At 73.2% G+C, this 18,849-nt stretch carries 16 protein-coding genes; 9 read left to right on the forward strand and 7 right to left on the reverse strand.

Annotated elements, in window-relative coordinates:
- Genes KBX63_RS24485 through KBX63_RS24510 form a run of 6 tightly spaced genes read left to right on the forward strand, consistent with a single transcriptional unit; the run spans window position 1 to window position 7,485 of the window.
- Window positions 1-1,185 carry an ADP-ribosylglycohydrolase family protein gene (locus KBX63_RS24485; RefSeq protein WP_210914851.1) on the forward strand — a complete coding sequence of 395 codons (1,185 nt, stop codon included), beginning with the start codon at window positions 1-3 and terminating at the stop codon, window positions 1,183-1,185.
- Window positions 1,182-2,534, forward strand: coding sequence for an ADP-ribosylglycohydrolase family protein (locus tag KBX63_RS24490; RefSeq protein WP_210914855.1), 1,353 nt, complete (start codon window positions 1,182-1,184; stop codon window positions 2,532-2,534). The genes KBX63_RS24485 and KBX63_RS24490 overlap by 4 nt, the downstream gene beginning before the upstream one ends.
- Window positions 2,535-2,565: 31 nt before the next feature.
- On the forward strand, window positions 2,566-3,504 hold the full coding sequence (locus KBX63_RS24495) for a ribokinase (protein ID WP_210914859.1): 939 nt from the start codon (window positions 2,566-2,568) through the stop codon (window positions 3,502-3,504).
- Window positions 3,501-5,480, forward strand: a complete 1,980-nt coding sequence (locus tag KBX63_RS36500) for an SUMF1/EgtB/PvdO family nonheme iron enzyme (RefSeq protein ID WP_307871820.1) — start codon at window positions 3,501-3,503, stop codon at window positions 5,478-5,480. The genes KBX63_RS24495 and KBX63_RS36500 overlap by 4 nt, the downstream gene beginning before the upstream one ends.
- Window positions 5,477-6,664, forward strand: coding sequence for a CaiB/BaiF CoA-transferase family protein (locus tag KBX63_RS24505; protein WP_210914861.1), 1,188 nt, complete (start codon window positions 5,477-5,479; stop codon window positions 6,662-6,664). The genes KBX63_RS36500 and KBX63_RS24505 overlap by 4 nt, the downstream gene beginning before the upstream one ends.
- Window positions 6,664-7,485, forward strand: a complete 822-nt coding sequence (locus KBX63_RS24510) for a CoA ester lyase (RefSeq protein WP_210914866.1) — start codon at window positions 6,664-6,666, stop codon at window positions 7,483-7,485. Before KBX63_RS24505 ends, KBX63_RS24510 begins: the two co-directional genes overlap by 1 nt.
- Here KBX63_RS24510 and KBX63_RS24515 read toward each other — a convergent pair.
- The 4 genes from KBX63_RS24515 to KBX63_RS24530 all read right to left on the reverse strand — a co-directional run bounded on the left by KBX63_RS24515 (window position 7,473) and on the right by KBX63_RS24530 (window position 12,351).
- The gene (locus KBX63_RS24515) at window positions 7,473-8,114 is read right to left on the reverse strand and encodes a DUF305 domain-containing protein (RefSeq protein WP_210914871.1); all 642 of its coding nucleotides are present in this window, start codon (window positions 8,112-8,114) and stop codon (window positions 7,473-7,475) included. The two genes, KBX63_RS24510 and KBX63_RS24515, sit on opposite strands and share 13 nt — an antisense overlap.
- A 71-nt stretch (window positions 8,115-8,185) precedes the next feature.
- On the reverse strand, window positions 8,186-9,139 hold the full coding sequence (locus KBX63_RS24520) for a DUF1996 domain-containing protein (RefSeq protein ID WP_247662998.1): 954 nt from the start codon (window positions 9,137-9,139) through the stop codon (window positions 8,186-8,188).
- A 684-nt stretch (window positions 9,140-9,823) separates the two neighbouring features.
- Complete coding sequence (locus KBX63_RS24525; RefSeq protein WP_210914874.1) at window positions 9,824-10,267, reverse strand: hypothetical protein; 444 nt, start codon at window positions 10,265-10,267, stop codon at window positions 9,824-9,826.
- A 203-nt stretch (window positions 10,268-10,470) separates the two neighbouring features.
- Window positions 10,471-12,351 (reverse strand): Xaa-Pro dipeptidyl-peptidase, encoded by a 1,881-nt coding sequence (locus KBX63_RS24530; RefSeq protein ID WP_307871821.1) that lies wholly within the window; start codon window positions 12,349-12,351, stop codon window positions 10,471-10,473.
- 228 nt (window positions 12,352-12,579) lie between these two features.
- Between KBX63_RS24530 and KBX63_RS24535 the strand changes: the two genes are divergently transcribed.
- Window positions 12,580-13,248 (forward strand): DUF998 domain-containing protein, encoded by a 669-nt coding sequence (locus tag KBX63_RS24535; RefSeq protein WP_210914881.1) that lies wholly within the window; start codon window positions 12,580-12,582, stop codon window positions 13,246-13,248.
- 56 nt (window positions 13,249-13,304) lie between these two features.
- On the forward strand, window positions 13,305-13,745 hold the full coding sequence (locus KBX63_RS24540; RefSeq protein WP_210914883.1) for a DUF1801 domain-containing protein: 441 nt from the start codon (window positions 13,305-13,307) through the stop codon (window positions 13,743-13,745).
- 19 nt (window positions 13,746-13,764) lie between these two features.
- On the opposite strand, the gene KBX63_RS24545 is transcribed toward KBX63_RS24540, so the two are convergent.
- Complete coding sequence (locus KBX63_RS24545; protein WP_210914884.1) at window positions 13,765-14,265, reverse strand: DUF2231 domain-containing protein; 501 nt, start codon at window positions 14,263-14,265, stop codon at window positions 13,765-13,767.
- Between the two features lie 130 nt (window positions 14,266-14,395).
- On the opposite strand from KBX63_RS24545, the gene KBX63_RS24550 reads away from it, so the two are divergent.
- Window positions 14,396-15,058 carry an HAD family hydrolase gene (locus KBX63_RS24550; RefSeq protein WP_210914887.1) on the forward strand — a complete coding sequence of 221 codons (663 nt, stop codon included), beginning with the start codon at window positions 14,396-14,398 and terminating at the stop codon, window positions 15,056-15,058.
- A gap of 47 nt (window positions 15,059-15,105) precedes the next feature.
- Here the strand turns inward: KBX63_RS24550 and KBX63_RS24555 are convergent, their stop codons facing one another.
- On the reverse strand, window positions 15,106-16,371 hold the full coding sequence (locus KBX63_RS24555) for an SGNH/GDSL hydrolase family protein (protein ID WP_210914889.1): 1,266 nt from the start codon (window positions 16,369-16,371) through the stop codon (window positions 15,106-15,108).
- Entirely contained in the window at window positions 16,371-18,776 is a 2,406-nt protein-coding gene (locus KBX63_RS24560; RefSeq protein ID WP_210914890.1) for a glycoside hydrolase N-terminal domain-containing protein, read from the reverse strand. The genes KBX63_RS24555 and KBX63_RS24560 overlap by 1 nt, the downstream gene beginning before the upstream one ends.
- Window positions 18,777-18,849 lie beyond the last annotated feature (73 nt).

Genomic DNA, 18,849 nt, shown 5'->3' on the forward strand with positions numbered 1-18,849 from the left:
ATGTCACTCTTGCTCGACACATCGGTCGGCTGCCTGGTCGGCGCCGCGGTCGGAGACGCCCTCGGCGGCGCCACCGAGACGGCACTACCGGAGCAGATCCGCGCGCGGTTCGGCGGCTGGGTCGAGGGCATCGTGCCCCCGTACCACGCCGACTGGGCCACCGCGCGACCGCTCGCGCCGTACCACAAGGGCGACGGGCACATCACCGACGACACGTTGATGACCCACGCCCTGGTCCGCGCCTACGCGGCCAAACGCGACCACCTCGACGCGTACGACGTGGTGGAGCTGCTGGTCCCCGACCTGATCGAGCGGGTGGTCTACATCCCCGACCTGGAGCGGGATGGGGTGACCTTCCACCGGCTCGCGGCCGCCGAACGGTGGCTGGTCACCCGCCTGCACCACGCCCACGCGGACCCACGCGAGGCCGGGGTCGGCAACATCGTCAACTGTGGTGCGGCCATGTACATGGCCCCGGTCGGCATCGTCAACGCGGGCGATCCGGCCGGGGCGTACGCCGAGGCGGTGGAGATCGCCGGAGCGCACCAGCACAGCTACGGGCGGGAGGCCGCCGCCGTGTTCGCGGCGGCGGTCGCCGCGGCGGCGACCCCCGGCGCGGGCGTCGAGGATGTCGTCACCGCGGCGCTGGACCTGGCGCGTGACGGCACCCGGGCGGCGATCGACGCGGTGGTCAAGGAGGCCCGGAGCCACCACGACTGGAAGCAGGCGATCCCGGCGCTGCGCGCCGCGGTCGCCCCCTACGACACGGTGGGGGAGGAGTACCGGAGCCCGGGCCTCGGTGCGCGGCGGCCCAGCCGGCTGCACGCCATCGAGGAGCTGCCGGTGGCCATCGGCATGCTCGTGGTGGCCGGCGGCGAGTTCCGCCCGGCGGTGCTCGGCGCGGTCAACTACGGCCGGGACGCCGACTCGACCGCGACCATGGCCGCTGCCATCGCCGGGGCGCTCGGCGGCGCCGCCGCGGTGCCCGCGGAGTGGTCCGAGGTGGTCGCCACCGCCTCCAGGACCGACCTGGTGGAGCCGGCCCGGGTCCTCGCGGCGGTGGCCGGCGAGGTCTTCGAGCGGGACCAGGCCCGGTTCACCCGGCGCGCGGAGCGCTTCGCCGGCCTGGCCGGCGGGGCCGGCCGGGGCGTGCAGCACGCAGCGGACGGGGAGTCGGCCCGGTGAGGATCACCTGGGTCCAGCCGGAGGACCTGCTGCCCCACGAGTTGGCGGCCAGCCGGGACGAGGGCCGCGACGTGGCGGCCCTCGCCCGGCGGTGGATGGAGGCCGGCGGGGACCTGACCCCGCCGGTCAGCGGGGCGTCGCCGACCGCGGCCCCGCCCGCGCTGCGGGCGCTCGCGGCGGAGCTGCTGGACGCCGCCGACGCGTTGCCCACCGTCGCGACCGACGATGAGCCGGACGACCTGGCCGCGCTCCGGGCCGGTTGGCCGGCGAGCTGGTCGCTGCCGACCGACGTGACGCACGACCGGCTGCACGGTGCGTGGCTCGGCCGGGCGGCCGGCTGCCTGCTCGGCAAGCCGGTGGAGAAGATCCCCCGGGAGGGGATCCGGGAGATCCTCACCGTCACCGACCGATGGCCGTTGCGCGACTGGTTCACCGCGAAGGGACTGCCGGCCGACGTCGCCGCGCGCTGGCCGTGGAACCGGCGCAGCGCGCCGACCAGCCTCGCCGAGAACATCGACGGCATGCCCGAGGACGACGACCTCAACTACGCGCTGCTGGCCCTGCGGGTGCTGGAGACGCACGGGCGGGACTTCACCAGCGCCAACGTGGCGCAGGCCTGGCTGGACTGGCTGCCCGGTGGCCGGGTCTTCACCGCCGAGAGGGTGGCGTACCGGAACCTGCTGCTCGGGCTCGCGCCACCGCAGAGCGCCCGCCGGCACAACCCGTTCCGCGAATGGATCGGCGCGCAGATCCGCACCGACGTGTACGGCTGGGTCAACCCCGGCCGGCCGGACCGGGCCGCCGAGCTGGCACTCAGGGACGCCGCCGTCAGCCACGTCCGGGGCGGCGTGCACGGCGCGCTCTGGGCCGCCGCCCTGGCCGCCGCCGCGCCTGTCGCCGACACCGTCGACGAGGTGCTGGACGCGGCCGAGGCGGTGCTGCCGCCGCGCAGTCGGTTCGCCGCCACGGTCCGCGAAGCGCGCGCCCTCGGCACGGGAGCCGAGGACTGGGAACGCGTGGTCGACGAGCTCCACGCCCGGCACGGTCACCTGCACTGGGTGCACGTGCGCAACAACGCCGCGCTGGTGGCCGCCGCGCTGGCGTACGGCCGCGGCGACCTGGAGCGGTCCATCACCGCGGTGGTCAGCGGCGGCTGGGACACCGATTCGACCGGCGCGACGGTCGGTGCGGTGACCGGGGCGCTCACCGGGGCGTCCGGGCTGCCGGCGCGGTGGGTCGCCCCGCTGCGCAACCGGCTGGCCAGCAGCATCGCCGGGTTCGACGGGATCGGCTTCGACGAGCTGGCGGAGCGGACCCGGGCCCTGGCCCGGCCGGGGAGCGGATCATGACGCAGCACCGGTGGACGGAAAGGAGCACGGCATGAGCGCGCGCGTGGCGGTGGTGGGCAGCAGCAACCTGGACCTGGTGGTGACGGCGTCGCGGCTGCCCCGCCCCGGCGAGACGGTGCTGGGCGAGAACTTCCGGACCGTGCCCGGCGGCAAGGGCGCCAACCAGGCGGTCGCCGCCGCCCGCGCCGGCGCCGCCTGCGACTTCGTGGGCGCGGTCGGCGACGACGAGTTCGGTACCCAGATGCGGGCGAGCCTGGTCGGCGCGGGGGTGGACGTTCGCGGCCTGCGGACCGTCGCCGGTCCCTCCGGCATCGCGCTGATCGCCGTCGACCGGGACGCGGAGAACTTCATCGTCGTCGCGCCCGGCGCCAACGGCACACTCACCGAACTGGACGCCGACGACCGGACGACGATCGCCGCGGCGGACGTGCTGCTGCTCCAACTCGAGGTGCCGCTGGCCGCCGTGGTCCGGGCGGCAGACTGGGCCCGGGCGGAGGGCACGACCGTCGTGTTGAACGCCGCACCGGCCGCGGTCCTGCCGACGGAGCTGCTCGACCTGGTCGACGTGCTGGTGGTCAACGAACACGAGGCGGGGGTCGTGGCCGGGGTCTTCTCCGACGACCCGTCGGTGCTGCTCGACGCCCTGCTGGAGCTGGTGCCCCGGGTGGTGCTGACCCGCGGCGCGCGCGGTGCCGCGTACGCCGACCGACACGGTCTGCGCCTGGCGGTCCCGGCTCCGCGCATCGACGCGGTGGACACCACGGCCGCGGGCGACGCCTTCACCGGGGCGCTGGCCGTGGGCTGGGCCGAGCGCGGCGGCGCCACCACCGAAGACACCGTCCTGGCGAGCCTGCGCTGGGCGTGCGCCGCCGGCGCGGCCTGCGCCCAGCGGCCCGGCGCGTCCACCGCCCTGCCCGAGCGGTCCGCCATCGACGCCCTCTACGACGCGACCTACCGAGGTACACCGTGAGCTTCAACCCGTACGTCCCGCGACCGATCGACCGGCCGACCGAGGTGCCGCTCGGCGGGCACGCCGACCTGACCACCCTGGACGAGGCGAAGATCTTCGCCGCACCGGCACACCCGGCCGACTGGCCGGCCTGGCGGGAGCAGCTCACCCGCTGGCGGGCCGACGCCCGCGAGCGCATCGGCTACACCGGCACCCACTACGACGAGATCGCCGGCGACTGCTTCAGCGTCTGCCTGGCGTGGCTCTGGGACGAGGCGCTCTACGACCACGAGCGCGGCGTCTTCACCGTCGACGAGTTCCTCGACGCGGCCGGACGGGACTTCGGGGGCTTCGACGGGGTGGTGCTCTGGCACGCGTACCCGGTGATCGGCCTGGACGACCGCAACCAGTTCGACTGGTACCGGGACGTGCCGGAGCTGCCGGAGGTGGTGCGGGCGTTCCAGGAGCGCGGAGTGCGGGTCTTCATCGACTACAACCCGTGGGACACCGGCACCCGCCGGGAGCCGGGCAGCGACGCCGAGGAGGTCGCGGCCCTGGCCGGCAAGCTCGGCGTCGACGGGGTCTTCCTGGACACCCTCAAGGAGGGCGCCGGCGAGCTGCGCGCCGCGCTGGACGCCGTCCGCCCCGGGATGGTCCTCGAAGGCGAGAGCCGGGTCCCGCTGGCCCGGATCGCCGACCACGCGATGTCCTGGGCGCAGTGGTTCGGCGACTCCGAGGTCCCCGGCGTGCTGCGGGCGAAGTGGTTCGAGCGGCGGCACGTGCTGCACCACACCCGCCGCTGGCACCGCGACCACCTCGACGAGTTGCACTCCGCGTGGCTCAACGGCGTCGGGGTGCTGGTGTGGGAGAGCGTCTTCGGCGTCTGGGTCGGCTGGAACGACCGGGACCGGGCGGTGCTGCGGGCGATGCGCCGGGTGCAGACCAGCCACGCCGCGTGGTTGCGCGCCGAGGACTGGGTCCCGCTCGCCGACCACCCCGGCGCGGGCCAGGTGTACGCGTCCCGCTGGACGCACGGCAACGAGCCACTGTGGACGGTGGTGAACCGGGGCGCCGACCACGACGGGCCGTGGCTGGTCACCGACGTCCGGGCCGGCCGACGATTCGTGGACCTGGTCACCGGCGCCGAGCTGAGCGTCACCGAGACCGGTGACGGTCGGCTGGCGGTGGGCGGCCCGCTGCCGGCCGGCGCCATCGCCGCCGTGATGGTGACCGACGCCGCCGTCCAGCGGCACGAGCCACCCACCGGCGACCCGTCCTTCCCCGCCCGCGCCGCGGTGCGCGTCCGGACCCCGTGGGCGCCCCGGCCGCAGCTGCCGCGAGGCATGGCAGCCGTCGAGGGCGGCCGGCGGGACCTCGTCGTCCGGCACCGGGTACGGGAGACCGGGCTGTACGGCGAGGCGCCCTACGTCGACGAGTGGAAGCCACTGCCGCCCCGGCTGCACCACACCGGCACGCTGCGCCGCAGCGTTCAGCTCGGCCGGTACGCCATCGCCACCCACGAGGTCACCCACGGCGAGTACGCCGAGTTCCTGCGGGCCACCGGCTACCGGCCGGTGCGCCCCGAACGGTTCACCGCGGGCCAGGGGCCGGCCCATGCCCCGGTGACCGGGGTGGAGCTGGCCGACGCCCGGGCGTACGCGACGTGGGCCGGGTTGCGGCTGCCCACCGAGGACGAGTGGCAGGTGGCCGCCGAGGCGGGGCTGCTGGTCCGCCGGGAACCGCTGGTGTGGAACCTGACCGAGAGCGAGCACTCCGACGGACGCACCCGGTTCGCCATCCTCAAGGGCGGCGCGGACCACCGGGCGGACGGCTCCGACTGGTACCTCGACGGCGGCCCGCAGCGGGCGGACGTCTCGGTGAAGCTGCTGCTGACCGGTGCCGGGCTCACCCGCTCCGACCAGGTGGGTTTCCGCTGCGCCGCGGACCTGGTGTCCGAGCCTGGTGTGGCGCCCGACTCGACGGAGGTGACCCGGTGACCGCACCCCTGGACGGGATCAAGGTCGTCGACCTGGCCACCCTCTTCGCCGGGCCGCTCGCGGCGGCGTTCCTCGGCGACTTCGGCGCCGACGTGGTCAAGGTGGAGCATCCCGCCAAGCCGGACCCGTCGCGAGGGCACGGCCCGGCCAGGGACGGCGTCGGCCTCTGGTGGAAGGTGCTCGGCCGCAACAAGCGGACCGTCACCCTCAACCTGTCCGATCCGGACGGCGCCGCGCTGCTGTGCCGGCTGCTCGCCGACGCCGACGTGCTGGTGGAGAACTTCCGCCCCGGCACGCTGGAGCGGTGGGGGCTCGGCCCGGCCGAGCTGCACGAGATCAACCCCCGGTTGGTCATCACCCGGATCAGCGGGTTCGGGCAGGTCGGCCCGTACGCCCGCCGGCCCGGCTTCGGCACCCTCGCCGAGGCGATGAGCGGCTTCGCCGCGGCCACCGGGGAACCGGACGGCCCACCGACCCTGCCTCCGTTCGGGCTGGCCGACTCGGTGACCGCGCTCGCCGCCGCGTACGCGGTGATGCTCGCCCTGCGAGCCCGGGACGCCTCCGGCACCGGACAGGTGGTGGACCTCGCCATCATCGAGCCGATCATGGCGATGCTGGGCCCGCAGATCACCTGGTACGACCAGCTCGGCTACATCCAGCCCCGGCTGGGCAACCGGTCCAACAACAACGCCCCGCGCAACACGTACCGTTGCGCGGACGGGCGCTGGGTGGCCGTCTCCACCAGCGCGCAGAGCATCGCCGAGCGGGTGCTGCGGCTGGTCGGCCGACCCGAGCTGATCGAGGAGCCGTGGTTCGCCACCGGCAGCGGCCGGGCCGCGCACGCCGACGAGCTGGACGCCGCCGTGAGCGCCTGGGTGGCGAAACGCGACCGCGACGAGGTGGTGGCCGCGTTCGAGACGGCGCAGGCGGCGGTCGCGCCGGTCTACGACGTGCGGGACATCCTCGCCGACCCGCAGTACGCGGCGCTGGGCACCGTGCGCAGCGTCCCGGACGAGGAATTGGGCGAGGTGCGGATGCAGAACGTGCCGTTCCGGCTCACCGACACCCCCGGGGAGATCCGGCACGCCGGCCGGCGGCACGGCCAGGACACCGACGCGGTCTTCGGTGCGCTCGGCCTGAGCGCCGACGAGCTGGCCGCCCTGCGCGAGCGGGGAGTGCTCTGATGCTGCTCAGCTGGCTCTACGTCCCCGGCGACCGCCCGGACCGGTTCGCCAAGGCGGTCGCCTCCGGTGCCGACGCCGTCATCCTCGACCTCGAGGACGCCGTCGTCGCCGGGCACAAGGCGTACGCCCGGGAGGCGGTCGCCGAGTTCCTCGCCGAGACGCATCCGGTGCCGGTGCAGGTCCGGGTCAACGAGCTGACCGGGCCGGACGTCGACGCCGACCTGGCCGCGGTGGCCGGTCGGCCCGGGCTGGGCGGGCTGCGGCTGCCGAAGGTGGAGTCCGCCGCGACGGTGGCGGCGCTCGCCGACCGGGTCGACGTGCCGCTGCACCCGCTGGTCGAGTCGGCGCTCGGGCTGGAGGCCGCGTACCCGATCGCGTCCGCCCATCCCGCGGTGGCCTCGATCGGTCTCGGCGAGGCCGACCTGCGCTCCGACCTCGGGGTGAGCGACGACGACGGGCTGCTCTGGGCGCGGGGCCGGGTGGTGGTGGCCGCCCGCGCCGCCGGCCTGGTCCCGCCGGCGATGTCGGTGTACGCCGACGTCACCGACGTCGCCGGTCTGGCCGCCTCCTGTACCGTCGGTCGGCGGCTCGGCTTCCTCGGCCGCGCGGCGATCCACCCGCGCCAGCTTCCCGTGATCGTCGAGGCGTTCCGGCCGGCCGACCGGGAGGTGGCCCGCGCGGCGGAACTGCTCGCCGCGGTGGCCGACGCGCAGCGACGGGACTCGGGGACCGTGGTGCTGCCCGACGGCCGCTTCGCCGACCGGGCGATGGTCGCCGCCGCCCGGCGAACGGTGGACCTGGCCGCCCGCTACGCCGCCTGAGGGCGACGGCCGGCGGGTCGCTGGGCGTCGAGCCGGTCGAGCCGCGCGAGGTCGGTGGTGCCGTCCCGGACCACCGTGGCGGCCAGGGTGGTGGTCGCCGGGTGCACGCCGCCCCGCTGCTCCGCGGTGGCCATCCGGGCCGCCTGCGTCAGGTGCGCACGCAGATGCCCCGCGAGCAGCCGCTGGAACGACGTCCCGGTCGCCGACCGCAACGCGGCCAGCTCCTCGGCCGTGATCATGCCCGGCATGTCGTGGCCCTCGTGTGGGTTGGTCGTCGGTGCGCCGAACTCGTGCAGCAGCTGACGGGACCGGCCCAGGTAGGCGCGGTGGGTGGCCTCGATCTGGGTGGCGAGGCGCCGCCAGTCGGGGTCCGTGGTCCGGGCCGACACCAGGTCCAGGACGGGCAGCAGCCGGTCGGCCATCGCCACCGTCAGTTGGAGCCAGGCGATGTCGGTCCCGCTGAACGGTCCGGCCGTACCCGTGGGTGACGCGGCATTCGACGGCGCTGCCGCCGGTCGGGTCGCGGACGGCGGCGTGGTGCCGGCGACCCCCGGTGACCCGTCGGCGCAGCCGGCGACGAGCAGGACCGCGACGAGCAGAGCGGACGGTACGGCGACGACGGCTCGCATCCGGCCTCCTTCCCACCCGGGACGGCGGGCCCGGTGTGACCGGACCCGCCCTCCGATGCGAACGTGTCGGCTCAGATCGGCCGGCCGTCGTGCCCGCACTTGATCACCGGACGGATGCAGTCCTGCACGCGGCGCGCCATCTCCGCCACCGGCCAGGCGTTGAAGAAGTCGCCGTGCATCGTGTAACCCGGACCGGAGGCCAGCCGGAACTGCGCCGGGTTGCCGTTGACCGGGTACCGCAGCACCTGCCGCAGCTTCGGCACGTGCACCGGGTGCGTCGACGGGCAGGCCTGATTCACCGGGTACGCCATGTGGCTCTTGTGGTCGGGTGAGTCCAGGTCGCGGCCGTTCCAGCACTGCGGGAAGTCCAGGTACGACTCCATCATCGTGCCGGCCGGGCAGGTGACGAAGTTCTTCGACGGTGGCACCTGCCCCGCGTGCAGGCAGGACCAGCGGGCGATGCTCTCGTTCGGCCCGGTCGCCCTGGCGTTGCCCGCCACGATCCGCAGTCCCTGCGGGATGGGCTGGGTGGCCGCGACGACGTCGGCGCGTACGCCCTCACCCAGGTAGTAGAACGTGACGATGGTCGGCTCGACCGGCACGTTGTTGTTGTACAGGGTGGGCACCCAGTACGACGAGACGTCCGTCCGCGGGTTGCAGGTGGTCGGAGAGTTGACCAGATCGGGGAGCGTGGTGTGGGCGTTCGTCACCGTGCTGCCGAAGAAGCTGTGCATGTGCGAGGCCCCGGGCAGCCCGGGGAAGATGATCGGGTCGTCCGGCAGCCGGTGGCTGTACGTGCAGTCGGCGGGGAACTCCGCGACCCGGATGGCGTTGACGCCCGGGGCGGCGTCGGCCCGGGCCGTGGTGGAAACCATGTACGTGCCGAGTAGCGCCAGCAGGGCGCCGATCGCCGTGGCGAGGCGCAGCCGGCGGGGGATGCCGGAGAGGGGTGCGGCCCTGTCCATCTCGTGACTCCTGTCGGGGGACGGGTCCAGGAACAGCTCCGGCGCCGCCGCCGAAGACATCGGAGTTTTCCCTGGCCAGACTGGTGGGTTGGTCTGTTGAGCCGGGGTGCGAGAGAGCGCTCTCACAAGACAAGCCTCACCCTGGACTCGACAGTTGTCAATACGTGCCGCAGTTGGTGGAAATGACGACGCGAAAGGGCCGGACCCGTGGTTGGGGTCCGACCCTTGTCTGCTGGTGCTGGTGAGTGGGTCAGCTGGTGGCCTAGCCGCGGGCGCATCTCGAGTAGGCCGGGACAGTTGGCTGAAAGCCCTATACCTCAAAGTCATAACTATGACTCAGAGGTATAACGCTGAATGTCGACCTCGCCCCGGACCCGCCTCGATCAAGTGGCCCTCAACCCGGCATGGCGGTCGGATGGCGACCAGATCGGCCGCCAACCCTGGTCAGGGGGCGACGCGCCCCGTGTCTGGGGCAGCTCGACAGGAAGCACTGGAATGTGCGGCCGGCGAGTGCGGGTGATCACGGCGTGCTCGGCAGCCTCCGTCGAGCGTCCACCGAGGAGCGTCAGGAAGGCGGCCAGGCCGGGTCGCTGGACTTCGCGGCGTGGCTGGCGTGTTCGGCTCGCGCGATGACCACACCAGCAGGTCGCCACCTCGGCGAGGCCGGCCAGCCCGAGGAACTTCCGTCGAGTTGACCGCACCGGCGATGTGATGCCGGCGGGCGCCGTGCCGATCAGGAGGCCGTCATGCCTTCCGGGCCGTACGCCGGTTACCGAACGACTCCATCGTGGTCGCCTTCTTGGCCGGCGCCCTCGTGGCGGACGCGGTGCGGGCCCGGGCCGGCGCGGCCTTCTTGGCGGCAGCCTTCTTCGCGGGCGCCTTCTTGGCGGCAGCCCTCGTCGCGGGCGCCTTCTTCGGCGGAGCGTTCTTGGCCCCGGCCGCCTTCGTCGTCGGCCTGCGGGTGGGCGTGGCTGTGGTGGCGGAGGTGTCCTTCTTCTGCGCGACGCGGGGCGTCGTCGGCGTGGGCTTCTCGCCGGCCGCCTTGGCCGTGCTTGCACCGGTGGCCCGCTTCGTGGCGGTGGCGACCTTCTTCGCCGCGACCTTCCGGCTCGGCGGCATCTTCTTCGCCTCGGTGGCCTTCGCCGGCCCGGTCGACCTGCGCGCCGGGGTGATCGTCCTGCGTGTCATCGTCACTCCTCCTCGGGGAACGCCGGCGTCGCCAGCAGTGCAGGGCGACAGGTGCCGGCGGGCCGCCCGGCCCGATCGGCGAGGTCTTCCCGCGCCGCAGCCCGCCAAACGCCGGACGGAGGGGGAGGTCCAGCAGCGGCCGGGACGCACGGGTGGGGCGGCCCGAGAAGGTCAGACCGCCCCACCGTGTGGGAAGAGTGAACTCAGAAGCCGAGTACGGCGCGTCCCCCGACCACGGGCAGCCGCAGCTCGCTGTCGTTCGGCGCGACCCGCAGCTCGGTGCCGCCCAGCGGCAGCAGGGTGTACTCCTGGTCGCTGGAGAAGACGACCACCCCGATCCGGTGGCCCGCCGGGAAGATGTAGTCCTTCGGCTCCAGGGTCCACCGGTAGTCGTACAGCTTGCCCTGCCTCACCGGCTCGGTGCGGGCCGGGCCCTTGCGGTTCTGCGGGTCCATCCAGCCCCGCGTCACCACGGTCGGCGCGGCGGTCGAGCCGGCCGGACCGTAATCGACCAGGTACGCGGTGAGGTTCGCGTCCGGCTTGTTGTCGATCGCCATCCGCAGCCGCATCTCCGGGCGTCCGGAGATGCGGACGTTCTGGGTCAGCACGGGGGAGCGGTAGGCGAGCCGGTTCGGGCTGGCGGTGTCCGGATTGGCTATCAGGGTGTCCGGGTGGATGGTCCGGCCCTCGTCGACGAAGCCCTGTTCGACCCGGGCCTTCGGCGGCCTACCCGTGGTGAGCGCCCCCGGCGAGGTCGCGTCGGTGGCGGCGAACCTCAGCCCGACCGTCCGGGCGGCCGGGTCGGGCCAGTTGGTGTACGTGGTGTAGGCCCGGTCCTCCCGCTGCAGCACCGCGGTCGGCTCGTCCATGATCCCGTTGCGCACGTTCCACAGCCAGAAGTCGAACCAGCGGTTCTCGGTCTGCTTGTACGTCCACGTCCGGCCGTCCGGCAGGGTCACCGACGCGCTGCTGCCCGGGCCGCCGTGCCCGCCCTGGTGCAGCCAGATCTTGCGCGGTACGTGGCGCTTGGCGAGCTCGTCCCACCAGCCGGCGAAGTGCTCGGTCTTCACGTTCCAGTCGTTGAGGCCGTGCACGACGAAGACGCTCGCCTCCACATCCCGGGCGTCGAGGTAGTCGCGGTCCTGCCAGAACGTCGAGTAGTCGCCGGTGACCCGGTCCTGCTCCTCGGTGATCTGCGCGATCTCGTCGGCGCAGGGCCCCTCGGCCCGTGCCTGCCCGGCGGTGTACTGCGCCAGGATGTCGGTGTCCTCGCCCTGGAACGTCCCGGGGGCGACGACCAGACCGTTGGCGCGGTAGTAGTCGTACCAGCTGCTGATCGCGGAGACCGGCACGATGGTCTTGAGGCCCCGGACACCGGTGGTGGCCACCTGGTTGGGCAGCGTCCCGTTGTAGGAGACGCCGGTCATGCCGACCGCGCCGGTGGTCCAGCCGGCGGTGACCGGGGCGCCGTTCGCGTCGTACCCCTTGGCCCGACCGTTCAGCCAGTCGATGACCGCCTTGGTGCCGAGCGTCTCGGCCTGGTCGCCGCTGGTCGGGCAGCCGTCCGAGTCGCCGGTGCCGACGCTCTGGCCGAGGACCACCGCGTACCCCCGCGGCACGTAGTAGTCGTCCAGCGAGCCCGGCAGGTTGGCCTTCGCCTGTGCCCGCTGGGCTTCCGCGTCGAGCGCCCGACGCCCGGAGCGGTCGGTCAGCCCGTTCTGCGGCAGGTCGTCGACCAGCACGCTCGGGTAGGGCACGTCGCCCCAGGTGCCCTTGCGGTACGGGCTGTGCTCGAAGATGACCGGCACCTTGAAGCCCTGGGTGGCGGTCTCCCGGGGCCGGGAGATGTCGATCGCCACCCGGTCGGGGCGGCCGTCGTGGTCGGTGTCCACCGGGGTCTGGACGAAGACCCGCTCCTCGATCGCGTCGGCGAGTGAGAACACCGGCTGGGTCATGCCGTCGCTGACCACGATGCCGGTCGGTGCGGGCGCCGCGGGCGGGGCCGCCGCTGCCGCCGGTGCTGCGCTCAACAGCAGTGCGCCGGACACACCGACGCCGAGTAGTGCCAAGGGGGTTCGACGCACGCGCGTTTCCCTTCGGTCGGGCTGGTCGCCGGGGGTCGGCCGAGGTGGATCCGGAAGATCCATTCAGCCCATGCTAGGTCCGGGCCGACGTTCCGTCGATCCCTCCAGTCGCGTCCGACCACACCAGACGAGGAGCAGGATGCTCAGGAAAACGGTCGGCAGTGTCGATCCGGCGGTGCCTCGTTCGTCGTGACGGTAGGACCTGACGCCGACGCGAGAGGTACGACCATGACGTCCCTGACCACCGTCCCCGAGGGGGCAACGCCGATCCGACTTCGGCGGACCCGGTACCTGCTGGTTTGCGGCACGGTCGCCGGTGTTCTCTTCCCGGCCCTGTCGTTCGGGCAGGCCTTCACCAGATCCGGTTTCGACCTGCGCCGGCACGCGTTGAGCTCGCTCACCCTCGGTGACCTCGGCTGGTTGCAGGTCGTCGCGTTCGTGGGCACCGGCCTGGTGGCCGTCGCCTTCGCGGTGGGCCTGTGGCGGGCGCTGCGTCCGGGCCGGGCCGGCACGGTCGGGCCGGTGCTGGTCGGTGTCTACGGGGCGGCGATGCTCGGTGGCGGCATCTTCGTGCCCGACCCGGCGCTCGGCTGGCCGCGGGGCGCCCCGGCGGGGCTTCCCGCGCAGGCCAGCACGGGCAGCATCCTGCACACGGTCTGCGGCGCGGCCGCGTTCCTGTCGCTGATCGCGGCCGGTCTGCTGTTCGCCCGGCGGTTCGCCGGCCAGGGGCGACGGGGTTGGGCGGCCTACAGCGCCGGCAGCGGTGTCGTCGCGTTCGTGCTCACCGCCCTGCCGTGGAGCGAGGAGAGCGCGAGCATCCGCTTCGCCGTCGGAGCGGTGATCATCTCGGGTTGGCTCGTCGCCCTCTCCTGGCGGGCGCGCGAGGATGCGGCCTGACCGGGGCGGGACCGGCGTGGCGGCTCCTCGTCGTACCGGGGTGAGAGCATCCCGTCATGGCGACATCGAAAAAGCCGGTGACGGTCCCGACCGAGGTCAGCGTCGACGATTTCCTGGCCGCGGTTCCCGATGAGCCTAGGCGGGCCGACGGGGGGCGGCTCCGCGCGCTCATGGCCGAGGTGACCGGCGAGCCGGCGGTGATGTGGGGTCCGAGCATCGTCGGCTTCGGCAGCTACCACTACACCTACGACAGCGGGCGTACGGGCGACGGACCACTGGTGGGTTTCTCACCGCGCAAACAGCACCTCGTCGTCTATCTGGTGGGCGGTTTCGAGGATCGGTACGCCCGGATCCTCGAACGGCTCGGCCCACACCGCGCCGGAAAGGGATGCCTCTACCTGAAGCGGCTCGACACCGTCGACGAGAGCGCGCTACGCGAGCTGATCGACCGCGCCGCGCGGGTGCACCAGGGCGTCGACCGGGCCAGTCGACGCTGACCCGCACCGCCTGGTCAGGTCACTGACCGGTCCAGACCGCCTTCGCGCCGGAGTCGCCGGTGCGGACCACGTAGTACAGGGCGACGCCGGCGGCCACCAGCGACAACACCTGCAACGACAGGGTCAGCGCCCGGCCGGTGCCGTCGCCTCCGGTCGCACTCGCCTCGGCAGCTCGTGGCGGCACGAACCGGACCAGTGCCAGCGCCACGATCGCCAGCCCGATGGTGGCCCAGAGCGTGATGTCGCCGGACTGCTGGTGTGCCTCGAGCGTCGGGACGAACTCCGGGGTTACCCGATTGGCGGCCCGCATGCGGTCGAAGAAGGCGTCACCGGAGAGCTTCGCCAGCAGCGCGGCGAGCGGTGCCCCCAGGGCGAGCAGCCCCAGCACCCAACGGGTGTGCGGCCGGACCGGCGCGACGAGCGCGTAGGCGACCGCCAGGAGGGCCAGGAGCGGCACGAACACGACCGCGGCGTGCAGCACGAGAGGGTGGGCGGGGATGCCCATGAACTCCTCGAACATCGGCGTCTCCTCCGGCGATGGCGGGCGGACCGTGATCGTCCAGGGATGGACGCTATCGGTACCGGCCGGGCGTGTCAGCCCCCAGCCTGCGAGCGCTTCGGCGGTCAGCGGCGATGGATAGGGTGCGATCATGCTCAAGGGCCTGCTGCTCGATTTCTACGGCACGGTGGTCGAGGACGACGACGCCATGATGGCCGACATCGCCGACGGGGTGGCCGCGCGCGCGTCGGTGCCGGTCTCCGGCCGCGATGTCGCGACGGCGTGGGGAGTGGAGTTCGAGGCTGTCGCGTCCGGGCCGCGGTTCCGCTCGATGCGGGACAGCGCGATGTCGAGCCTGGCCTCGGTGATGGCCGACGTCGGCTGCGCCGGTGACCCGGCCGCTCTGTGTGCGGCGCAGTTCAGGTACTGGCGCTCGCCACCGCTGCGGCCCGGCACCCGCGAATTCCTGTCCCGTGCCACCGTGCCGATATGTCTGGTGTCCGATGTGGACTCGGACGACCTGGAGGCGGCGATGGCGCATCACGGGCTGGCCGTCACGGCAGTGGTGACCAGCGAGGCCACCCGCGCGTACAAGCCGGACCGGGCCATGTTCAGTCGGGCGCTCGCCGCCCTTGAGCTGGAAGCGCACGAGGTGCTGCACGTTGGTGACTCGCTGACCGCCGACGTGGGTGGGGCGCACGCGGCGGGCATCCGGGCCGTCTGGGTCAACCACCGGGGGCAGAACGCGCCCACCGATGCCCCGGTCGCGTACGAGATCGCCGACCTGTCCGGGCTTGCCGGGATCCTCCGATAGCGGCCCGTCCGGCCGGTCACCGTCGTGGCCGTCCGGACGAGATGTGCTCAGCGGTCGCAGCGCAGCGCCGACAGGTCCACGGCGTCGGCCATCGCCTGCATGCCCTTGTCGTTCGGGTGCAGGTGGTCTCCGCCATCGAAGAAGGGCAGGAGCGCCTGCGGGTCGTACGGACTGCGGGTGATCCGGTCGAGGTCGACGACGGCGTCGAAGGCGCCCCCGTGCCGGATCCAGTCGTTGACGCCCTGACGCACCGCCTCACCGGCGGCGTCGTACTCGGACCAGCCCTTGTACGGCATGACCGTGGCGCCGACGACGCACCTGCCCGCCGCGTGCGCCCGGTCAACCAGTTCCCGGTAACCGGAAACCAGGTCGTCCACGGTGACGCCGGTATGCGCCTTGATGTCGTTGATGCCCTCGAGCACGAACACCGTGCTAACCCCGGGGTGGGAGAGCACGTCGCGGTCCAGCCGACGCAGTGCGGCCTGTCCGGCGCCGTCCGCGAGCACCTTGTTGCCCGAGATGCCCTCGTTGGCCACGCCCTTCACCGGGCTGTCGGGCGCGGCCTGGAGCCGTCGGGAGAGGTAGTCGGGCCAACGACGGTTGGCGTCCGAGGTGGAGGCCCACCCGTCGGTGATGGAGTCGCCGAGGGTCACCACCGAGCTGATCGCCGTGGGCGTCTCCACGCTGACGGCGTCCAGCCAGTACCAGGAGCCGATCGGGTCGGTCCAGTTCGTTGCCGCCTCCTCGGCGGCGTGGTCGCCCGCGGTCGCGTACGACGTCTGCATGGCCATGCCGTGACCGGTCGTCGGTCCCTGGGCGCCGGTGACGTACAGGCTGATGACCAGGTTGCTCTGGGCTGCCAGTTTCCCGGGCAGCGGATCGCTGAGGATCGTCTCGCCGGCCGGGACGGTGACCGAGGGCTGCCCGCCGAACGTCAGCCGCCGGTTGCTGCCCCGGATCAGCTCCGCACCCTGCCGCTGCAACCCGGCGTGGGCGCTGGCGAAGGTGACCGGGTGCTCGCCGAAGGCGTTGCTCAGCCGGATGCGCACCGCACTCCCGCCGACGCTGGTGCGTACGACCAGTCGGTAGCTGCGGTCGGCGGGCCCGGCGCCCTGCCGGTCGGCGCTGGCGGCCCAGGTGACCGCGAAGTGCCGGTCCCGACCTGCCGGGGCCGCTGCCGCGTCGTGCCGCGGCGGTGGCCCGGCCGACGGCCGGGCGTGCGCGGCCGGGGCCGTCAGGGGTACGCAGACCGCCGTGACCAGCGCGGCGGCGATCGCCGACAGTCGGCGCGGGTAGCCGTACCGGACCCGCATCAGAGGCCCCGCACCGTGACGGACTCGCCGGGCCTGAGGGTGATCCGGCGTGTGGCGCCGCCGGCGACCAGGGTGGTGCTGCGGCCACCGACGCTCGTCAGCCTCGCCTGGGTGACCGTGCCGTCGCGCCAGCTCAGGTCGACGGTGAAGCCGCCGCGGACGCCCACCCCGGACACCGAACCGGCGGCCGCCCAGGCGGCGGGCAGTGCGGGCAGCAGCTCGACGTGGCCCGGTCGTGAGCAGACCAGCATCTCGATGACCGCGGCGGGGGTGCCGAGGTTGGCGTCGATCTGAAAGATGCCGCGGCCCGGGTTCGTCTCGTAGATGTCGAAGAGGTTCATCGCGGTGCCGTTGCTGCCGTTCGTCGACGGCTTCAGGTTGTTGACGATGAGCTGGTACGCCTTCTCCGCGTCCTTGAGCCGCGCCCAGCACAGGCTCCGCCACGCGTTGGCCCAGCCGAAGCTGTTCATGCCGCGCGCGGTGAGCAGGGCCGTCGCCCCGGCGAGGATCTCCTTGGAGGTGGAGTCGTCCGGGCGGATCCGGTCGCCGGGGAAGAGGCCGATCAGCGGGGAGAGGTGCCGGTGGGTGGTCTCACCGAGGTTGTCGGGTGACATCCACTCCTGCAGCCAACCGGTCGTGGGGCTGACCACGGGCAGGTACAGGCGCTGGCGAAGCTTGTCGATGGTCTCGGCGTAGCCGCCGTCCCGGCCGAGCACCCGGGACGCGGTGTGGAAGTTCTCGAAGAGGTTCCACACCAGTTCCTGGGAGTAGGTGTTGCCCCTGGCGTCCTGCGGACCGTGTTCGGCCGACCAGTCGCTGTCGGCGACCAGGACCTCCCGCGAGGCGCCGGACGCGTCGGTGACGGTCGTGGTGACCAGCCGGGTCTCCCAGAACTCCACGGCACCCTTGAGCAGGGGGTAGACCTTCGCCAGGTAGGCGCGGTCCTGGGTGTACTCGTAGTGCTCGAACAGGTTCTGGCAGAGCCAGGCGTTGCCGCTCGGGTGCCACCACCAGCCGCTTCCGCCGTACGGGTTGGTGGAGAAGGCGACCGCCCATCCGGCGATCCGGCCGCTCGAGTTGCGGAACCGGTTGGTGGGGCTGTTGAACAGCCGCTGTGTGACGTCGGTCCAGGCCGGCAGTTGCGCGAGGCAGTAGTCCGCGAAGGCGTCGAAGCTGTCCGACAGGCCAGCCCGGTCGGCGAGCCAGTAGGTCATCTGGATGTTGACGTCGGTGTGGTAGTCGCCCATCCAGTCCGGGTCGTTGCCGTCCAGCCACGGGCCCTGCAGGCCGATCGGCAGGCTGCCCCGCGACCCGGAGATCAGCAGGTAGCGGCCGAACTGCAGGTACGCGGCCTCGAACTCCGGGTCGGGGACGTTGTCCCGCCAGCGCGCCCGCGCCCGTTCCCAGGTGTCCAGTTCGCGCTGGGCGGCGGACGACGTGCCGAGGTCGATGGCGAACTGCTCGAACGCCGGACGGAAGTCGGCGACGTGGGTGTGCAGCAGGTCGCGGGCGGACTCGCGGGCCGCGGCGAGCACCTTGGTCCGGGCGAGGCGCTCGGGGTCCACGGCCGGGTCGCGGAACCCGGCGGCGGCGTCGGGGGCGTAGTTGGTGCCGCCGCTGACGACGACGGTCAGTTCGCGGCAGCCGGTGAACGAGATCGAGGTGCCGGTGACCGAGATCGTCCCGGTGGTGCTGTACGCGGTGACGGCCGCGCCGTACCGCAGCCCGTTGGTGAAGGCGGCGCCGAACGACGCGTACCGACCCGCGGGGTCGACGGCGGTGGACTCGCCGTGGGTGCCGGCCAGGGAGACGGTGCCGGTGTAGGCGCCACGGCCCTGCTGGGAGAAGTGCAGGACGATCGCGTCGTCCGGGCGGCTGGCGAAGACCTGCCGCCGGTACCCGACGCCGGCGACGTCGTACGCGGCAGTCACCAGGCCCTGGGCCAGGTCGAGGGTGCGGCGGTAGTTGTCGACGGTCCCGAGGTCGTGCCCGGGAATGTCGACGGTGAGCGTGGCCAGCAGGGTCAACGAGCCGAAGTCGTCGCGGCCGTAGGGGAACTGGCCGTCGCTCTGCAATGTGTCGTTGAGGCCGCCGGTCCACAGTGTGGCGTCGGTGATCATCAGAAGCTCACGGGCGGGGTCGTTGCTCGCGAGCGCCCCGAGACGACCATTGCCGACCGGCAGCCCCTGCTCGATCATGGAGCTGGCGGAGCCGGGCGCCTGCCACCAGAGTTGGTTCTTCGCGGCGGCGTCACCGCTGAGCAGGGGCGACCCGGTGGGACGCCGGGGAGCCGCCGAGGCGGCGAAGGCGGGTAGGCCGCCGAGGGCGGTGGCCGCGCCGGTGGCGGCGGCCAACGCGAGGAAGCCTCGACGGCTCGGGCGCGGTTCGGTGTTCCGGATATCCATGTCGGTACTCCAACCTGGGCCAGCAGTAGATACGCGGAGTGGCGGGGGCCCGCCGGCGCCCCCGGGCCCCCCC

Origin of the sequence: Micromonospora sp. U21, assembly GCF_018070045.1 — a bacterium.
Taxonomy (GTDB): Bacteria; Actinomycetota; Actinomycetes; order Mycobacteriales; family Micromonosporaceae; genus Micromonospora.